Raw genomic sequence first — 16,522 nt, 5'->3', positions numbered from 1 at the left:
CTATTAACAAAATTGTCAACAGCCAAATATAGTTTTTTTTTTTAATAAAAAAATAAAAAGTTTAAAATTTTGATGTAATATTTAATGCAACATCACTCCAAGTTTTAGAAATTCCGTCTGAACCAGTATGCAAAGCTTCGCAAATTTTATTTAAAGAAGCAAGTGCTTTTGTAGCATTCCAATTGGTAACATCCATATTTGCTTTCATTGCAAATGTCTTGTTTGTAATTGTATAAGTAAATGGCACTTTTTCAGTAACTCCGTTCATTTTAATGTTTGCATATCCAATCGAATCATTTTCGATCATTAATTTACCAGATAATAGTTTTGTTTGATCCATAACACCAAAAAAGAACTTTTTAATTTTATAGTCTCTACTAGAATCTTTTGTAAAAATGCTACTTACAGGAATTGAAAATTCTGTATTATTTATAGCATCTTTTATAGTATTTCCTTCGCCACCAGAAGTAATATTAACAGTTTTAAATTGCCCACCAACTGGTACTTTTTCTGAAGTTTTATAAGCTGTAAAATTAACTTCGTTTGTAGCTTCTTCTAAAGAATACGCTGCTGTACTTTTTTTTGAAGTTGTTGTTTCTTCTGCGTTATTGTTTTTCTTTTCTGATTTACAAGCAGTAAAATTTAAAGAAAGTACAAATAATAAAATTATATAAGTTGTGTTTTTCATAGGGCTATTTTTTTTGATTAAGTATTGATTTAGCTAAATTTATATATTCTTGTTTTGCTTCGTCTGGAGACATGTCTTTTAACTGCATCCAAGCATTTGCTTTAAAAGCATTTCTAACATCAAGTTCATTATTAAAAGTAAATGTACTTCCATAATTAGCTTGTTTGTAATAGGCATAAAATTTTAGCATTATATCAGGAGCTAGTGCTTCCTTCAATCGAGACATTTTTTCAAATGCTTCCGAAAATTCTATGTCTAATTTGGTATTCATTTATTTTTGTGCAATCACTTGTGTTCCTCCTTTTACTTTATCACCAAGTTTTACATTTAACTTTGTTCCTAATGGTAAAAATAAATCTACTCTAGAGCCAAATTTTATAAAACCTGCATCTGTACCTTGTATAATTTCTTCACCTTCTTTAGCATAGTTTACAATTCTTTTTGCTAATGCACCTGCAATTTGTCTGTATAAAATTTCTCCAAAAGAAGCATTTTCCAAAACAATTGTAGTTCTTTCGTTTTCTGTAGATGCTTTTGGATGCCATGCAACCAAATATTTACCAGGATGATATTTACTATATTTTACAACCCCACTCATAGCATACCTTGTAACATGCACATTAATTGGAGACATAAAAATAGAAACTTGTAATCTTTTATCTTTAAAATACTCTGGTTCTTCTACTTCTTCTATAACCACAACTTTACCATCTACAGGAGCTACAATCGTAGTTTCGTCTAAATTTGTTAATCTTTTTGGGTTTCTAAAAAATTGAAGTATTACCACTAAAAAGAACACAATAAAAACCTGAATGGATTTTATAATCCAATTTGTTTCTAGTAATTTTTCTGCCAATAAAATACCGGCAATGGCTAAAATAAAAGCAATAACAATTATTTTGTAACCTTCTTTATGAAAACGAATCATTTAAGTTAAATTATATAGTTAATGTACAAATATACAAACGGAGCAGCAAACAGCAAACTATCTAGCCTGTCTAAAATTCCTCCATGACCTGGCATAATATTTCCACTGTCTTTTATATTTGCTTGTCTTTTTAATTTCGATTCTACTAAATCGCCAATTGTTCCAATAATAGATACAATTACTGCTATAATTAGCCAATTTAAAAATGTGAATTCAGTATTAATTCTGCTAATTACGTATGCTGTTATTATAGAGAATATAAGACCTCCCAAAAAACCTTCTTGTGTTTTTTTAGGAGAAACTGATACAAATAGTTTTCTACGACCTACATTTTTTCCTACTAAAAAAGCAAAACTATCATTTACCCAAATAAGAACGAGTATCGAAATCATTAAATAAGGGGAATAATTCTCGTTATAAAATGGAAGTAAAACTAAAAAACAAATAGAAAAAATAGGGTATCTAATGGTAAGGCCTAGCTTAGATCTTTCATTTGAAAAAGTAATTTCTTTTTTTGCAAATAGTTGATAAATTAAATAGACAGAAGATAATAGGTTAATTATTAAAATTCCTGTAATAGCATAGCTAAAGGGTCTCTTTAACATTAAAAATAGTGTAATTCCAAAGAAAAAATAAGGAACTATATTTTTATTTTGAATCATTTTAGAAAATTCCCAGATACACAAAACACCAAATATAGAGATAAGTGTAATATAAGATTCCTTTGAAAAAAGAATTGCAGCTACAAATATTAAAACGTAAATAATTCCAGAAAAACTCCTTCTTAAAAGGTTGCGCATATTATAAATCTTCTAATAGGAGCAAATATAAGTTTTTTGAGTTACTGTTACCATAGTTTAAAAAATTATCATCATTATTATTGATATTATAATTTTTTATAGAAGATATGTTTGTTGGTAATGAGTCTTTAGAATTTGTTTTAATACCAGTTAATCCTTGGCCAGTATCTTTAACTAACTGACTTGTTGTCGCATAAACAATAAAATTTTCTGATAATTCAGGTAATTTTGTGCTTTTTAACTGATTAGAAGAAAAAAGAATATCTCCATTATCTGCAATTAAATGCTCGCAAGTTGTAAAGACTGGTGTGCTTTTATCGAATTTTGAAACCGTTTTTACTTTTTTATTTTTAATCAGAGAGACAACATTACTATTTAAAAGTAATAGTTTGTTCCAATTATTTTCTGATAAAATTTTTTCTAAACTTTCAGAAACCTCTTCTTTTTTAAGGCAGTAAAGAAATTTACCACCTTTTTCTATAAAATTATGAACAAAAAGATCGTCTAAAGATAAATCGACTTCTTGTTTTTGAATCTCTTTATCTTCTTTGATAGGAAAGTTTAATAATTTTTTTAAAAAATTCATTCTTAAATTAAAGAGTTTTAATTATTCTTCAGTTTTATCTACTGGGGGAATAGTTACTTCTACTTTAACTTTTTCTTCAATTTTAACTTCTGCGTCTATTGCTTCAAAAGGTCTTTTTCCGAAGATTTTTAATAAATCGTCTTTAAAAATAACTTCTTTTTCTAAAAGTAATTCTGCTAATGTCGTTAATTTTTCTTTATTTTCAGATAATAATTCAATTGCTCTTACATATTGAGCTTCAATCATTTTAGATATTTCTGAATCAATCTTCTTAGCAGTATCGTCACTGTAAGGTTTTACAAATGAATCGTTTCCAGAAGAATCATAATAAGTAATATTACCCACTTCATCATTTAAACCATATACTGTAACCATCGCTCTTGCTTGTTTGGTTACTTTTTCCAAATCACTTAAAGCACCTGTAGAAATTTTGTTAAATATAATTTTTTCAGCAGCTCTACCACCTAAAGTAGCACACATTTCGTCTAACATTTGTTCTGTTTGAACAATCATTCTTTCTGCAGGTAAATACCATGCAGCACCTAAAGATTGTCCTCTTGGAACAATGGTAACTTTTACTAATGGAGCAGCGTGTTCTAACATCCAACTTACAGTTGCATGACCAGCTTCGTGATATGCAATTACTTTTTTCTCTTTTGGAGTAATAACTTTATTTTTCTTTTCTAAACCACCAACAATTCTATCTACAGCATCTAAAAAATCTTGATGATGTATTGCCTTCTTTCCATGTCTCGCAGCAATTAAAGCAGATTCGTTACACATGTTTGCAATATCTGCTCCAGAAAATCCTGGAGTTTGCTGTGCTAAAAATTCTACATTTACATCATCAGCCAATTTTAAAGGCTTAATATGTACTTCAAAAATTTCTTTACGTTCATTTATATTCGGAAGATCTACATAAATTTGTCTATCAAAACGTCCTGCACGCATTAAAGCGCTGTCTAAAACATCTGCTCTGTTTGTAGCTGCAATTACAATAACATTTGTATCGGTTCCAAAACCATCCATTTCCGTTAATAATTGATTCAACGTGTTTTCACGTTCGTCATTACCACCAGTCATACTATTTTTTCCACGAGCACGTCCAATTGCATCAATTTCATCAATAAAAATAATTGAAGGCGATTTTTGAGCTGCTTGTTTAAATAAATCTCTTACTCTAGAAGCACCAACACCTACAAACATTTCTACAAAGTCAGATCCTGATAAAGAGAAAAATGGAACTCCAGCTTCACCAGCAACTGCTTTTGCTAATAAGGTTTTTCCTGTTCCAGGAGGTCCTACTAATAAAGCTCCTTTTGGAATCTTACCTCCTAAAGAAGTATATTTTTCTGGGTTTTTTAAGAAGTCTACAATTTCTTGCACTTCTTCTTTTGCACCTTCTAAACCAGCAACGTTTTCGAAAGTTGTTTTAACTTTGGTATCTTTATCAAATAATTTTGCTTTCGATTTTCCGATGTTAAAAATTTGTCCACCACCACCAGACCCTGCTCCACCACCAGACATTCTTCTCATGAAAAATAACCAAACAGCAATAAGGATAATAAATGGTAAAAAGCCGATAAGCGTATCGAACATACTTGTTCTACTTTCGTTTTTTAAATCATAATCTAAACCTTTTTCATTTTTAATTTCTTCTAAATGATTTTCGAAATTCTGTAAATCACCAAAATTGTATTCATATAAAGAAGTTCCATCTCTATAAAATGCAGAATTTACCAATTTTTGATATTTCTCTTTCTTTAAAGCCTCTTCTTTAATATAGATATGTGCTATATTTTTATTTACAACAACAATTTTAGAGATCTCGTTTTCTTTTAAAACTTCGTTAAATTCGTTTTTAGAAATACTTTTTGTAGCTAAATCTCCACTACTAAAAAACTGAAAACCAATTAATAGTAGAAAAATTCCACCATAAATCCAATACATGTTAAATTTGAATTTCGGTGTATTGTTGTTAGTATCGTTATCTTTATTAGATTCTTTCATCTTTAATCTATAATATTTTTTTTGAATATTGTTTAGGCAGGTTTAATCTCGGTAATTTTAGCATCACCCCAAAGACTTTCTATGTCGTAAAATTCACGTACATGTTTTTGAAAAACGTGTACAACAACATTTACATAATCCATTAAAACCCACTCAGAATTTCCTTGCCCTTCTATATGCCAAGGCTTATCTTTAAGTTGTTTGCTAACTACTTTTTGTACCGAACCAGAAATTGCATTTACTTGTGTGTTAGAATTTCCTGAACAGATTATAAAATAATCGCATACAGTATTTTCTATTTCTCGTAAGTCTAGTAATTGAATATTTTCTCCTTTAACGTCTTCAATTCCTTGAATTATTACAGCGATTAAATCGTCTGTGCTTACATGTTTTTTAGCCATTAATTTTTTTCTAATTTATCGCAAAGTTATTATTTTTTTGCGAGTATTTTGTGTAATATTGAACTAGTTTACACATTATTTAACACTTGAAAATAATCAAACTTAATGCCATTGATTCTACCAATTCTTTTTTAAAGGAAATGGTTATAGATTCTGTGGTCGAAAACTTTACGGTTGTTGTTGCAGAAAGTCAAATTAAAGGGAGAGGTCAGCAAGATAGTCTTTGGTTGTCTGAGCCCTTTAAAAACCTTACTTTTAGTGTTTATATTTCTTTTAAAAATTTTAAAATTAAGCATAAAAAAAACTTGCTTTTTGCAATTTCTTTAGCTGTTTACGAAGCCATAATTAAAGAAACAAAACTACATATTTCCATAAAATGGCCTAACGACATTCTGTCAGGAAACAAAAAAATATGTGGAATTTTAGTTGAAAATAGCATTCAAAAAGATAAAATTAGACATTCTGTAGTAGGAATTGGTTTAAATGTAAATCAAATAAATTTTTCTGAGGCAATAAATAAAGTAAGTTCTCTAAAATTATTAACTCAAAAAAACTACGATTTAGACGTTTTGTTAAAAACAATAGTTTCTAAATTAAAAAAAAGAATTAATCAATTAGAAAACAAAGAATTCGAAAAGCTCGAAGCAGATTATTTAAAAGTGCTGTACAAAAAAAACACCCCAACTATGTTTAAAGATAGTAAAGGTGTTTTATTTATGGGTTTTATTTCTGGAATTTCTAAAGAGGGTTTGCTTCAAATTGAATTGGAAGACGAAACTATTAGAGAATTCGGAATTAAAGAAGTGTCGTTCGCTTAAAGCTTTTCTAAATTATCAGATAATGTGCCTATAAAGCTTGTTAATGGTTTTTTAACCATCATAGCCATCATCATATTAAATTTACCGTTAAAATCTAATTTTACTTCACAGGTATCTGCATCAATTTCTTCGATGTCTGTAACTAACTCGAAATCTAATTTGCTACTTGCAGCACCTAAAGTTATGTTAGAGTATTCTGTTGTATCTTTAATAACCAACCTAATTTCTGGCATACCTTTTAATTGAAATATAAAAGAATCTCCATCTACTTCAAATTTCTGAATAGATTCTGGCATTAACTGCTCAAAGTTTTTTAAATCTGTTAAAAACTCAAACATTTCTTTTTGAGATTTATTTACAACTACATTATTACCTTCAATATTCATTATTTATCTATTTTATTGGTTCCACTCACTTGGGTTTCTTCTCCATTCATGCAATGTAATTAATTCTTTATCAGAAATATAACTACTATCTAGAGCTTGTTCTAATAAGTTATCATAATTACTTAAAGTTGTTAAATGTACATTTTTTTCTTTAAAGTTTTTAGTAGCGACTTCGAAACCGTAAGAGAAAATAGCAACCATTCCTTTTACAACAGCGCCAGCTTCTTTTAAAGCAGCAACCGCATTTAAACTACTGGTTCCTGTGCTAATTAAGTCTTCTATAACAACTACGTTTTGTCCACTTTCTAAATGGCCTTCAATTTGGTTTTTACGACCATGCTTTTTAGGTTCTGGCCTCACATAAATAAATGGAACTCCTAACTCTTGAGCGACCAACATTCCTATAGCAATTGCGCCAGTGGCAACACCAGCAATAACATCTGGTTTACCATATTCTAGTTCAACAATTTTGGCGATTTCTTCTTTTAAGAAAATACGAACTGGAGGATATGAAAGCGTTACTCTATTGTCGCAATAAATTGGAGATTTCCACCCAGAAGCCCAATTAAAAGGTTCTTTTGGGCTCAATTTTATTGCCTTAACTTGTAATAAAAGTTCGGCTGTTTTTTTTGCAGTATCTTTGTTTAAAATCATAGCGCAAATGTATAAAGTTTTTGTAAATGATAAACCAATAATTATTACATCTTCTCAAAAAAAAGAAAATAATTTTCCCATTCATATTCTTAAGAATACTGTTTCATTTGAAATAGTGCATAAATTAAGAAATAGAAACATTAAAGGGGTAAATTTATATACGCCAGATTTAGAAAAAGGATGGCAAGAATTTTTAAACAGTTTTAAGATAGTTTCTGCTGCAGGTGGTTTGGTGCTTAATGATAAAAAAGAAGTACTTTTTATATATAGAAATGGCATTTGGGATTTGCCAAAAGGCAGAATAGAAAAAGGCGAACAAATAGAAGAGGCTGCTGTAAGAGAGGTAGAAGAGGAGTGTGGTATTTTCGATTTAAAAATTATTAAACCTTTATTAAAAACTTATCACGTTTATTTTCAAGAAGGAATAAAATTAAAAGAAACCTTTTGGTTCTTAATGTCTTCCAATTATAGTAAAGAATTAGTGCCTCAACTAGAGGAAGGTATTACAAAAGTAGTTTTTAAAAATGATGATGAAATTCTGGAAGCTTTTAAAAATACCTACAAAAACATAGAATTGGTGTACGATACTTATAAAGGACAGTAGTTTTCTAAAAAAACGACTATCTTTGCCGACTTCAAAATAGGCGCCAAAATATTATGACTGAATTTATTAAAAAAATAACTCCGAATGCTAAAGACGATGTTTTAGCAGGTATTACTGTATCTCTTGCAATGATTCCAGAAGTTGTAGCATTTGCTTTCGTTGCACAAATTAGCCCAATTGTAGCTTTATTTGGTGCATTCGTAGTTGGCATTATCTCTGCACTTTTTGGTGGAAGACCAGGTTTAATTTCTGGAGCAGCAGGCGCTGTTGCTGTAATTTTTGTAACAATGATTCAAGAAGGGCATGCAAAAGGGTTACTTTTTGATACTCCTGTAGAAAACATGGGCTACTTTTATTTATTAGCAGCCGTAGTTTTAATGGGAGTAATACAAGTTTTTGCAGGTGTTTTTAAACTAGGGAAATTTGTACGTTTAATTCCACATCCAGTAATGATGGGATTCGTAAACGGGTTGGCCATTGTTATTTTTATGGCGCAATTGGGTATGTTTAAAGAAAATAAGAAAGATTTTTTTGGAGAAAACATGCGTAAAACAGAGTCTAAAGAATTGGTTTATAATGTATCTGATAATAAAGTAAAAGACATAACTTCTAATACTGTTTTGTTTAATATTGATGGTAGTTCCATAAAAAATAGTAGCACAGGTGAAGAGGTGTTTTTTCTTTCTGAAGGACAGGTTTTTGACGCAAAAACCAAAAAAGTTGTTTTTAATGCCACTGATGAAGGCTTTTATTCCGTAAAAGATAAAGGAGTCGTAAAAACAACCATGCAAGGCAAAACCTTGTATATAATGATTGGTTTGGTTTTATTAACCATGCTTATTGTTTGGGGATTGCCTAAATTAACAACAAAAGTACCAGCTGCATTAACCGCTATTTTAATTGTAACCTTAATTTCTATTTTTAGTGGATTAAGTTCTATAAATGTAGGTGATTTTATTAGAGATGGAGGAGGAGCTGGTTTAAATGGAATTGATGAAATTTCAAGTAAATTAAACATTTTAGAACTTTGGAGCAGCCTTCCTTTTAATTTAGATACTTTAAAATTTATTGCTCCTTATGCGTTTTTAGCAGCATCTGTAGGTTTAATTGAAACCTTAATGACTATGAATTTGGTGGACGAATTAACAGAATCTCGTGGAAATGGAAATAGAGAATGTGTTGCACAGGGAGCTGGAAATATTTTTAGTGGGCTTTTTGGAGGAACTGGTGGTTGTGGAATGATTGGGCAAACAGTAATTAACATTAACGCTGGTGGACGTGGACGTTTATCTGGTGTTATGATGGCTTTAACGCTCTTAACTTTTATTTTATTTGCAGATAAATATATAGAACAAGTACCAATTGCAGCACTTGTAGGAGTTATGTTTATGATGGTTATTGAAACTTTTGCATGGTCGAGTTTTAGAATCTTAAAGAAAATACCAGTTTCAGATGCTTTTGTATTAATTATCGTTTCTGCAGTAACCGTTTTCTTTGATTTGGCAATTGCAGTTTTTGTGGGGGTTATTATTTCTGCTTTATCTTTTGCGTGGACGAGTGCAAAGAAAATTAGAGCAAGAAAACGTTTTAAAGAAGATGGAACAAAAATTTATGAAATTTGGGGACCATTATTCTTTGGAAGTATTACCGATTTTAATGCAAAATTCGATATTAAAAACGATCCAGATACTGTAGAAATTGACTTTGTGGAAGCGCGTGTTTCAGATCATTCTGCGATTGAAGCCATTTTTGGTTTGGTAGAAAAATACCAAGCTGCAGGAAAAAAAGTAACCTTAAAACATTTAAGTGAAGACTGTAAAGTACTTCTTTACAAAGCCTCTCCTATTTTTACGGATATTATTATAGAAGATATAGATGATCCTCGTTATCATTTAGCAGCAAATCCAGAGAAATTTCCTAAACCTTTGGGAGATTATAAATTTTAGGAATAAAATATTATGATATTAAAAAACTCAACTTTTAAAGTTGAGTTTTTTGTTTTTATTCTTTACTTATTTTAGGTTGCATTAATTCAGTCAGAGTAGTTGTAAAAGGATAAGGTGATTGACGATTGTCCCTAAAATTTTCTAAACTTTTAAACTTCCATTTTTTATTTCCAAATAAAGTAATGTCCACTTTTTTAATTTTTAACACTAAATAATAGTCTTGACTAGGATTTTTATATCCATTTTTAATCATAGTTTTACGAGAATGGATTTGTGGACCATCACTAACTATTTCCCATAAATTATTTGAAGAATTCTCACCTTTTGTGTGGAGAAGCAAATATTTTGCAGATGACTCTTTAAAACCTAACTTAATACCACTTTGCTTATTTTCAATTCTAAAGTTATATAGTTTTTCTTTTTCAATCCATTCTATTTGAGAAAAACCATTTTTGGGAGGATTATAGTAACCCACTAAAACATAAGTTTCATCAGGAATTAATTTTTTCTCATTAATATATTCTGGCATTGTTTCATTTAGAGATTCTGTTTTTCCTCCTTTAGTTATTTCATAAGTTTTAGAAGCAATGTTTTCTCTTTGAGAAGCTCTATTAACCAAATTATCTATTACTTTTTCTATAAATACTAATAAGTTAGCTTTGTCTTCTTTTACGTTTTTCGGATTTACTGAAAAAGCACCTAAACCGGGAATAAGTTCATGAAAACCTTTAAATTTTTTATTCGTATTTCCAGGATATAATATATAAGCGCCTCCTGTTCTTCTAATAGCATCTTTATAAGCATGCATTTTTAACAAATCAGCATTTTTAAAAACACCTGCTCGTTCTTGCTTTTTTATTTTGTTTAGTTCTTCAAACTCTTCTTCTTCAGCTAGCTTCTTTTTCTTACTATTCGTTTTAACTTTAAAATGATTCACTTTATACTTTGCATCAAAATGAATATGAACAATTTGTTCTTCTACTTCTGCTTTGGCTTCTTTCAGTTCTTTTGGCCAAATAGATAAAGTATAATCTGGTCTCATGGAAGTTGTCCAACTTCCTGCTTTGGGAAAACTATCTTTATAACCAGAAAAAGTTCTATTGAATGAAAACTTAAAACTTAACCCTCTATTTTTAATTACGGTATCTCCTTTTAATGCAGTATGTCTTCCTGACTTTATAATTAAGTTTAATCCGTTTTTAGTTTTTTCGAATAAATCAGTGTAAGGTTCGCCTTTGTGAGAAAGTTCTGTTAAGTTAAATTGCTTTCTAAATAAATCGTACAGAACAAAAAATAACCAATATTCATACAACGTAGCAATGTCTCTTTTCCCTGCTTCATAAACATCTTCTTGTCCACCTGTCCAAGTTAATTTAGAAGCTAAATCGAACATTAACCAAGATTTTAATATTTGTCTGTAACCACTTTTTCTTTGTAAAGTTGGCGAGTTTAGTTTTAAAGTTGTTGGTCTCGATATTTCTTTAAAAAAAGAATGATTTAAATATCCTTCAATTTTATTTGCTAAAAAATTTGCTTCTTTTTCGTCTTTAGAATCATTTTCGAAAACGCTGCTACAGTTTTTACAGAATTGTAAGTATTCTTGTAAAGCATGTTTAATAAATCTGTTCTCTGGATTGTCTAAAGAAGATTCTTGTTTATAGCTATTAATTTTAGCGGGTAAACTTTCTAATTTAGTATGAATTGATAAACGATGACTTTTGGGAAGTGGAATTCTATTTGTTCCTCTTAAAATTTCTTTTAAATTACTATTAGTAACTCTTTTTAAACTTCTAATATCTACTTTTTCTTCTTTTGAAACCCAATTTGTTTTTGGAGCAGAAAAAATTCGCAATAAAGATTCTTCGAATTCATTACTATCTATAACTGATTTTACAAAACTAAATTTCTGATAAATCGTTTTGTTATCTTTTGTAAAATCTGGCTCAAAATATTGGTTTACAGGAGAATTAGACTGCATTAACAGTTCTGTACATTTCTCTGTAATATCTTCAATCATAGAGCGATAATTCTTTCGATAACTAATGTCGAAATCATCATCAGCATCAAATTTTGTTGCTAAAATCTCTAAATAACACTTTATATTTTCTTCTTCACTTTTAATAATTAACTCTAAAGTTCCAACATAATTGCCAGGTGCAATAATACCTCTACTTGGGTTTTTATGTTTTAATGATTTTACAATATCACCTCTACAAATTATTTCGAAACCTTTATCCGAAAACTCAAAATCATACCTTTTAGATTCTAAAATTTGAACTGCTGCCTCACCAAACTCTTCTGCTTCTGATGCATCAATTTCGTAAATTTTAGCATGATCTCCTATTGGGGTAATTGTAAGAAACAATCCCTGCTTAAATTCTATTCTCTTAAAAGGAAGTGAATCTTTCATATTAGATTACGCTTCTGCATAACTTGTAAAACCATTAGTAATTACATTATTATACATACGTTCTATTTTCTCTAAAGAAATCGGGTATTTTATTACTTTTTTTTCTTTTCCCTTTCTTTCAAAAATAGTGTCTATATTTTTTTCTATTTCTTTTTCAGTTAGTTTTTTGTCAGATTCAACTTCGTAACACAAACTCGCTAACGTTTTTAGAATTGGTACCAACTTACTTCTACTTCCATGTAATTTTGGTAATAGCTTTTGCATAATAGCAAAATCTATTTTATCGTTTATTTTAGAAATATATTCTGGATTTATGGTGTCTATTTTACTAAATAAAGTTTGAATTTCGGAAGCAGTTCTATAACCAAATTCTGCGCCAACTACTTTTAAAGCTTTAAAGAAAGCTTCCAAGGCATCTTTTAACTCTTGCGGATTTGCTTTTGATTCTTCTTTGGCAATAGACACAAAACTTTCTCCCATTCCTTTTCCTTCTCTGTTTAAATCTGTAACAGTTCTTGGTTCAGAGAGATAATCTTTCATTTCATTCTCACCAATTCTAAACTCAATAACGTTGGCTCTATCTAAAACTTTAGGACTAAACATGTACGTAGTTTCGTCTATATTTACAGTTCCTACAACAAATAGGTTTTTTGGCCAACCATATTCTCTTTTTACTTTTAGGCCATTTCCACCATCTAATGGCTTATTAGAACTATGTAATTTGAATTTATCTTTAGATTCCATAACACTTAAAAAGTCTGCAAAATATCGTTCTACATGACTCAAGTTCATTTCGTCTAAAATTAAAAAATAAGGTTTGTTTTCATCTTTATTTGCTTTTATTAATAATTCTAAAGCTTTGTTTTCTGGTAAAATATATTTTTCAGGTTCAAGTGCATTTACATAACCTAATAATGGCTCTCTATTTGTCCAATCTGCACCAACAGGAACAATACAATATTGCTCGGTACTATCGCTAATCCATTGCGCAAAACTTTGTGCTAGTTTTGTTTTACCAGAACCAGACAAGCCACTTAATAAAACAAATGGTTTTGTTGTTAATGATGAAACGTATCTTGTAATTAGTTCTGAAGTAAAATTCAAATTATGATTTATACAGTCACAAACGAAGTCCATAAATCTTGATGAATTGGAATTCCTAATTAAAGAAATGCTAAAATCACCAGAATCGCTGTTTTCAACAAAAATTTCGTCACCTACTTTAGCATTATGTTTATCAAAAAAGACACCAAGTTGTGTTAATCTATATTCTCCATTAGATTCATGTTTAAAAGGTAATTTATATTCAACACCAAAACATTTATCTTTAAGAGTAATTGCTCTTGGAGGTTTTCCAAAAAACAATTCTGGTTTTGCTTTTTTTGGTATGGTAATATAACGATCATGCATACCAGCAGTTCCCAAATTTGAGTCAAATAATTCCTTTTTAAAATTTTCTATTTTCATAACTCTTATAAAATATAATTTTTAATAATTCTTGCAACACCTCTTGCCATCATTGGTGGAACTGCATTTCCTATTTGCATATATGTCTTAAGATAAGCTCCTAAAAAAACATAATCATCAGGAAATGATTGTATCCTTGCTGCTTCTCTAGGTGTAATACTTCTAGTTTGGAATGGATGTATATGAGAATGACAATCCATCTTTAAATGAGCAGTTATCGTTCTACTAGGCTTATTAGCTACTAACTTATAATATTTATCTTTAAATACATGATTTCTATGCTTATAGGGCATAATATCCGCAATTTTAGAATTAGTTCCATCATTTCCTTGATCTAATCTTTTATAAATTTCTAAATTTACATCATTTGTAAATCTTGCTTTGTGATTAAAAACAAAATCGATTTTTCTTTTGTTATTAATCGAATTCAAATAACTATTTTCTGTGCCTTTAAATAAATTAAAATCAATCTTTTTACCAGTTACTTCATCATCAACTTCTGTCATATTTTTTACCCTAGGAGCTTCTAAAGGTTTTATATAATCTAATGCATCTTTTAATATATGCCTTTTATTTTTAGAATTAGAAACCTCAATTTGTTCAAATATTTCTTTAGGTGTAATATTATTTTTACCAACTATATCATTCCTTAAAGCAATGAAAATTAATCGATGTCTTTTCTGCGCAACACCAAAATCATCTGACACTAAAACTTTATAAGCAATAGAATAAGTATATTTTTTTTTATTTTTTATGGAAACAATATTATTATAATCTTCAGCAACTTGTTCTGCATAAGGAAGCATTCCTCGTACATTTTCCATTATAACAAATTTTGGTGTAATTTTTTCAACAGCTTTTATAAAATATTTGTATAGTTCATTTCTAGGATCATCAATCATTCGTTGCTGATTTGCAGAGCTAAAACCTTGACAAGGTGGTCCACCAACAACACCATCAATATCTGAAGTTACTAATTCATCTATATCATTAACTACATTTCTAATGTCACCAAGAATAATTCTGTTTTCTGGTACTTCAGGATGATTATATCGATAAGTTTGTATACAAACATCCTCATAGTCATTGGCTAAATCGATATGAAAACCTTCTTGGATAAAGCCTAAACTTAAACCACCTGCACCACAAAAGAAATCAACTAATTTGGGTTTTTCCTCATTCTTCTTTAAGTTTTGTTTCTTATTTCTTTTAATAGGATCTAAATTATCAAGTATATTGCCAATTTCCTTTTTATTAATTAAACTGAAATTTACAGAAGAAATAAAATTATTAAAATCTTCAGTTTTTAAAACTTTATTAAGTTTAGTTAAATCTTCTTTATTTGTGATTACATTAAGTTGTATAATTCTCTTTATTGTATTAAGATCTATGTTTTTAATTGATTGCACATCAAATTTCAAATTATTTTTTTGTGAAAAAGCAAGAAGAATTTTATAATGTAAATTTATTTTTTCTACAAAAAACTTCTTTTCTTTTAAAGTTTTAATTTCATTAATATTTTTAAACATCCTTAATTTTGCCTAATGTAAGTTTGATACTTTTTGCTATTGCTTCCGCCATTAAAGGAGGCACAGCATTTCCAATTTGTTTGTATTGTTGTGTTCGTGAACCCTCAAAAATAAAATTATCAGGGAATGATTGTAATCTAGCAGCTTCTCTCGGTGTTATTGTTCTTTCTTGTTTATGGTCAGGATGAATAAATTGGTTTCCATCTTTATATAAATGAGCAATAATAGTTCTAGAAGGTTTATCCCAAAATTGGACTACGTAACTATTATTAAAAACACGAGCTTTAGCATGATTCAATGAGGGCTTTTTTTCTAATAATTCTTTAAAAGTCCATTTGTTTTTACTCATTTCAATATAGCGTAAACGATCTTTTTTATTATGCTTCCTAGAAATGTGATCATCAATATAATTACTCTTTTTGTTTCTTATTTTTTCTAAAAAAGGGTTCCATTTTTTTATAAAGTGTCCTGTTTTCTTACTACCTTCTCCAGGTTTAATTGCTGGTAAATCTCCTATTGCCTCTTTAACAGTAACAAATTTCTCTTTGTTTTTTTTATCTTTTTCTACAGTATCTGTAGTATAATGAGTCTTTATAATATTATCATATATTTCTTTTGGATGAACTTTAATATCATTTCTTACGCCAATAAGTATAATTCTTTTTCTAATCTGTGGAACACCATATTCAGAAGAGTTAAGTACCATTTGGCTAGGATCTTTTATTAACTTATAATTTTTTCCTAATCTTTTTAAAATTAGGTCAATTGTTTTTCCTTTACCTAATTTAGCGGTCAGAAGTCCTGTTACGTTTTCAAATACAAATAATTTTGGCTTAAAATGATTTAGAACTTTTTCATAACTTTCAAATAAATAGTTTCTAGGATCATCACTCATTCCATTTTGGTCTTTTGCTCTTCCTAAAGAAGAAAAACTTTGACAAGGTGGTCCTCCAATTAATACATCAACTTCATTGTTCCTTATTTCATTTTCAATTAATTCTACAATATTTTCAGACTTGATGTCTTCTTCTATAACCGAAATTTCGTTATCTGAATAACCATAATGTTCCATTCTAGTCCTTAAAGTTTTACATGCATGAGAATCAATTTCTACATGAGTTAAACTTTTAAAATCTTCCTTATAAAAACCTTCGCTTAAACCACCACAACCTGCAAATAAATCTATAAACGTAAACTTGTGTTCACTCATTTTAATTTTAGAAATTTTATTGATTTTTATTATTTTAAACAGTCGTCTAAAATAAAGAACATTTTTTAATAATTAGCTTCTTTTT

At 29.1% G+C, this 16,522-nt stretch carries 16 protein-coding genes; 3 read left to right on the top strand and 13 right to left on the bottom strand.

The genetic code is table 11. The annotated features are described in order from the left end of the window. Positions 1-61: 61 nt before the first annotated feature. From H9I45_RS07020 to rsfS, 7 genes are read right to left on the bottom strand one after another with little or no spacing between them, the layout of a single operon-like run. Positions 62-688, bottom strand: coding sequence for a YceI family protein (locus tag H9I45_RS07020; protein ID WP_088354642.1), 627 nt, complete (start codon positions 686-688; stop codon positions 62-64). Positions 689-692: 4 nt separating this feature from the next. Beyond that, entirely contained in the window at positions 693-959 is a 267-nt protein-coding gene (locus H9I45_RS07015; protein WP_088354641.1) for an acyl-CoA-binding protein, read from the bottom strand. Further along, positions 960-1,616 (bottom strand): phosphatidylserine decarboxylase family protein, encoded by a 657-nt coding sequence (locus H9I45_RS07010; RefSeq protein WP_088354640.1) that lies wholly within the window; start codon positions 1,614-1,616, stop codon positions 960-962. Between the two features lie 5 nt (positions 1,617-1,621). After that, a complete protein-coding gene (locus tag H9I45_RS07005; protein ID WP_088354639.1) occupies positions 1,622-2,416 on the bottom strand; it encodes a phosphatidate cytidylyltransferase in 795 nt (264 codons plus the stop codon). A 1-nt stretch (position 2,417) separates the two neighbouring features. Next, positions 2,418-3,002 (bottom strand): hypothetical protein, encoded by a 585-nt coding sequence (locus tag H9I45_RS07000; protein WP_088354638.1) that lies wholly within the window; start codon positions 3,000-3,002, stop codon positions 2,418-2,420. A 21-nt stretch (positions 3,003-3,023) separates the two neighbouring features. Then, positions 3,024-5,012 (bottom strand): ATP-dependent zinc metalloprotease FtsH, encoded by a 1,989-nt coding sequence (gene ftsH, locus H9I45_RS06995; protein WP_088354637.1) that lies wholly within the window; start codon positions 5,010-5,012, stop codon positions 3,024-3,026. Positions 5,013-5,044: 32 nt separating this feature from the next. Continuing rightward, a complete protein-coding gene (rsfS, locus tag H9I45_RS06990; RefSeq protein ID WP_088354636.1) occupies positions 5,045-5,413 on the bottom strand; it encodes a ribosome silencing factor in 369 nt (122 codons plus the stop codon). A gap of 86 nt (positions 5,414-5,499) precedes the next feature. Between rsfS and H9I45_RS06985 the strand changes: the two genes are divergently transcribed. Then, on the top strand, positions 5,500-6,231 hold the full coding sequence (locus tag H9I45_RS06985; RefSeq protein ID WP_088354635.1) for a biotin--[acetyl-CoA-carboxylase] ligase: 732 nt from the start codon (positions 5,500-5,502) through the stop codon (positions 6,229-6,231). Here the strand turns inward: H9I45_RS06985 and H9I45_RS06980 are convergent. Then, on the bottom strand, positions 6,228-6,617 hold the full coding sequence (locus H9I45_RS06980) for an SRPBCC family protein (RefSeq protein ID WP_088354634.1): 390 nt from the start codon (positions 6,615-6,617) through the stop codon (positions 6,228-6,230). The genes H9I45_RS06985 and H9I45_RS06980 overlap by 4 nt on opposite strands. A 12-nt stretch (positions 6,618-6,629) precedes the next feature. Further along, positions 6,630-7,271: an orotate phosphoribosyltransferase gene (gene pyrE / locus H9I45_RS06975; protein WP_088354633.1), complete on the bottom strand. Its 642-nt coding sequence runs from the start codon at positions 7,269-7,271 to the stop codon at positions 6,630-6,632. A gap of 7 nt (positions 7,272-7,278) precedes the next feature. On the opposite strand from pyrE, the gene H9I45_RS06970 reads away from it, so the two are divergent. Together H9I45_RS06970 and H9I45_RS06965 are read left to right on the top strand one after the other, a co-directional pair. Beyond that, complete coding sequence (locus tag H9I45_RS06970) at positions 7,279-7,875, top strand: NUDIX domain-containing protein (protein WP_088354632.1); 597 nt, start codon at positions 7,279-7,281, stop codon at positions 7,873-7,875. Positions 7,876-7,928: 53 nt separating this feature from the next. Then, positions 7,929-9,821, top strand: coding sequence for a SulP family inorganic anion transporter (locus tag H9I45_RS06965; RefSeq protein ID WP_088354631.1), 1,893 nt, complete (start codon positions 7,929-7,931; stop codon positions 9,819-9,821). 55 nt (positions 9,822-9,876) lie between these two features. On the opposite strand, the gene H9I45_RS06960 is transcribed toward H9I45_RS06965, so the two are convergent. Genes H9I45_RS06960 through H9I45_RS06945 form a run of 4 tightly spaced genes read right to left on the bottom strand, consistent with a single transcriptional unit; the run spans position 9,877 to position 16,437 of the window. Beyond that, positions 9,877-12,231, bottom strand: coding sequence for a DUF2357 domain-containing protein (locus tag H9I45_RS06960; protein WP_088354630.1), 2,355 nt, complete (start codon positions 12,229-12,231; stop codon positions 9,877-9,879). Positions 12,232-12,237: 6 nt separating this feature from the next. Next, a complete protein-coding gene (locus tag H9I45_RS06955; RefSeq protein WP_088354629.1) occupies positions 12,238-13,698 on the bottom strand; it encodes an McrB family protein in 1,461 nt (486 codons plus the stop codon). Positions 13,699-13,703: 5 nt separating this feature from the next. Further along, on the bottom strand, positions 13,704-15,227 hold the full coding sequence (locus H9I45_RS06950) for a DNA cytosine methyltransferase (protein ID WP_088354628.1): 1,524 nt from the start codon (positions 15,225-15,227) through the stop codon (positions 13,704-13,706). Continuing rightward, positions 15,220-16,437 carry a DNA cytosine methyltransferase gene (locus H9I45_RS06945; protein ID WP_088354627.1) on the bottom strand — a complete coding sequence of 406 codons (1,218 nt, stop codon included), beginning with the start codon at positions 16,435-16,437 and terminating at the stop codon, positions 15,220-15,222. The genes H9I45_RS06950 and H9I45_RS06945 overlap by 8 nt, the downstream gene beginning before the upstream one ends. Between the last annotated feature and the right edge of the window lie 85 nt (positions 16,438-16,522).

The sequence above is a fragment of the Polaribacter haliotis genome (assembly GCF_014784055.1).
Lineage (GTDB): Bacteria > Bacteroidota > Bacteroidia > Flavobacteriales > Flavobacteriaceae > Polaribacter > Polaribacter haliotis.
The sequence above is the reverse complement of the archived record's forward strand: the minus strand, read 5'-3'. Positions and strand labels throughout refer to the sequence as shown.

Excerpts from the sequence above, each read along its gene's own strand:
- H9I45_RS07020 (WP_088354642.1), bottom strand. The coding sequence starts at position 688 with ATGAAAAACACAACTTATATAATTTTATTATTTGTACTTTCTTTAAAT.
- H9I45_RS07015 (WP_088354641.1), bottom strand. The coding sequence starts at position 959 with ATGAATACCAAATTAGACATAGAATTTTCGGAAGCATTTGAAAAAATG.
- H9I45_RS07010 (WP_088354640.1), bottom strand. The coding sequence starts at position 1,616 with ATGATTCGTTTTCATAAAGAAGGTTACAAAATAATTGTTATTGCTTTT.
- H9I45_RS07005 (WP_088354639.1), bottom strand. The coding sequence starts at position 2,416 with ATGCGCAACCTTTTAAGAAGGAGTTTTTCTGGAATTATTTACGTTTTA.
- H9I45_RS07000 (WP_088354638.1), bottom strand. The coding sequence starts at position 3,002 with ATGAATTTTTTAAAAAAATTATTAAACTTTCCTATCAAAGAAGATAAA.
- ftsH (WP_088354637.1), bottom strand. The coding sequence starts at position 5,012 with ATGAAAGAATCTAATAAAGATAACGATACTAACAACAATACACCGAAA.
- rsfS (WP_088354636.1), bottom strand. The coding sequence starts at position 5,413 with ATGGCTAAAAAACATGTAAGCACAGACGATTTAATCGCTGTAATAATT.
- H9I45_RS06980 (WP_088354634.1), bottom strand. The coding sequence starts at position 6,617 with ATGAATATTGAAGGTAATAATGTAGTTGTAAATAAATCTCAAAAAGAA.
- pyrE (WP_088354633.1), bottom strand. The coding sequence starts at position 7,271 with ATGATTTTAAACAAAGATACTGCAAAAAAAACAGCCGAACTTTTATTA.
- H9I45_RS06970 (WP_088354632.1), top strand. The coding sequence starts at position 7,279 with ATGTATAAAGTTTTTGTAAATGATAAACCAATAATTATTACATCTTCT.
- H9I45_RS06965 (WP_088354631.1), top strand. The coding sequence starts at position 7,929 with ATGACTGAATTTATTAAAAAAATAACTCCGAATGCTAAAGACGATGTT.
- H9I45_RS06960 (WP_088354630.1), bottom strand. The coding sequence starts at position 12,231 with ATGAAAGATTCACTTCCTTTTAAGAGAATAGAATTTAAGCAGGGATTG.
- H9I45_RS06955 (WP_088354629.1), bottom strand. The coding sequence starts at position 13,698 with ATGAAAATAGAAAATTTTAAAAAGGAATTATTTGACTCAAATTTGGGA.
- H9I45_RS06950 (WP_088354628.1), bottom strand. The coding sequence starts at position 15,227 with ATGTTTAAAAATATTAATGAAATTAAAACTTTAAAAGAAAAGAAGTTT.
- H9I45_RS06945 (WP_088354627.1), bottom strand. The coding sequence starts at position 16,437 with ATGAGTGAACACAAGTTTACGTTTATAGATTTATTTGCAGGTTGTGGT.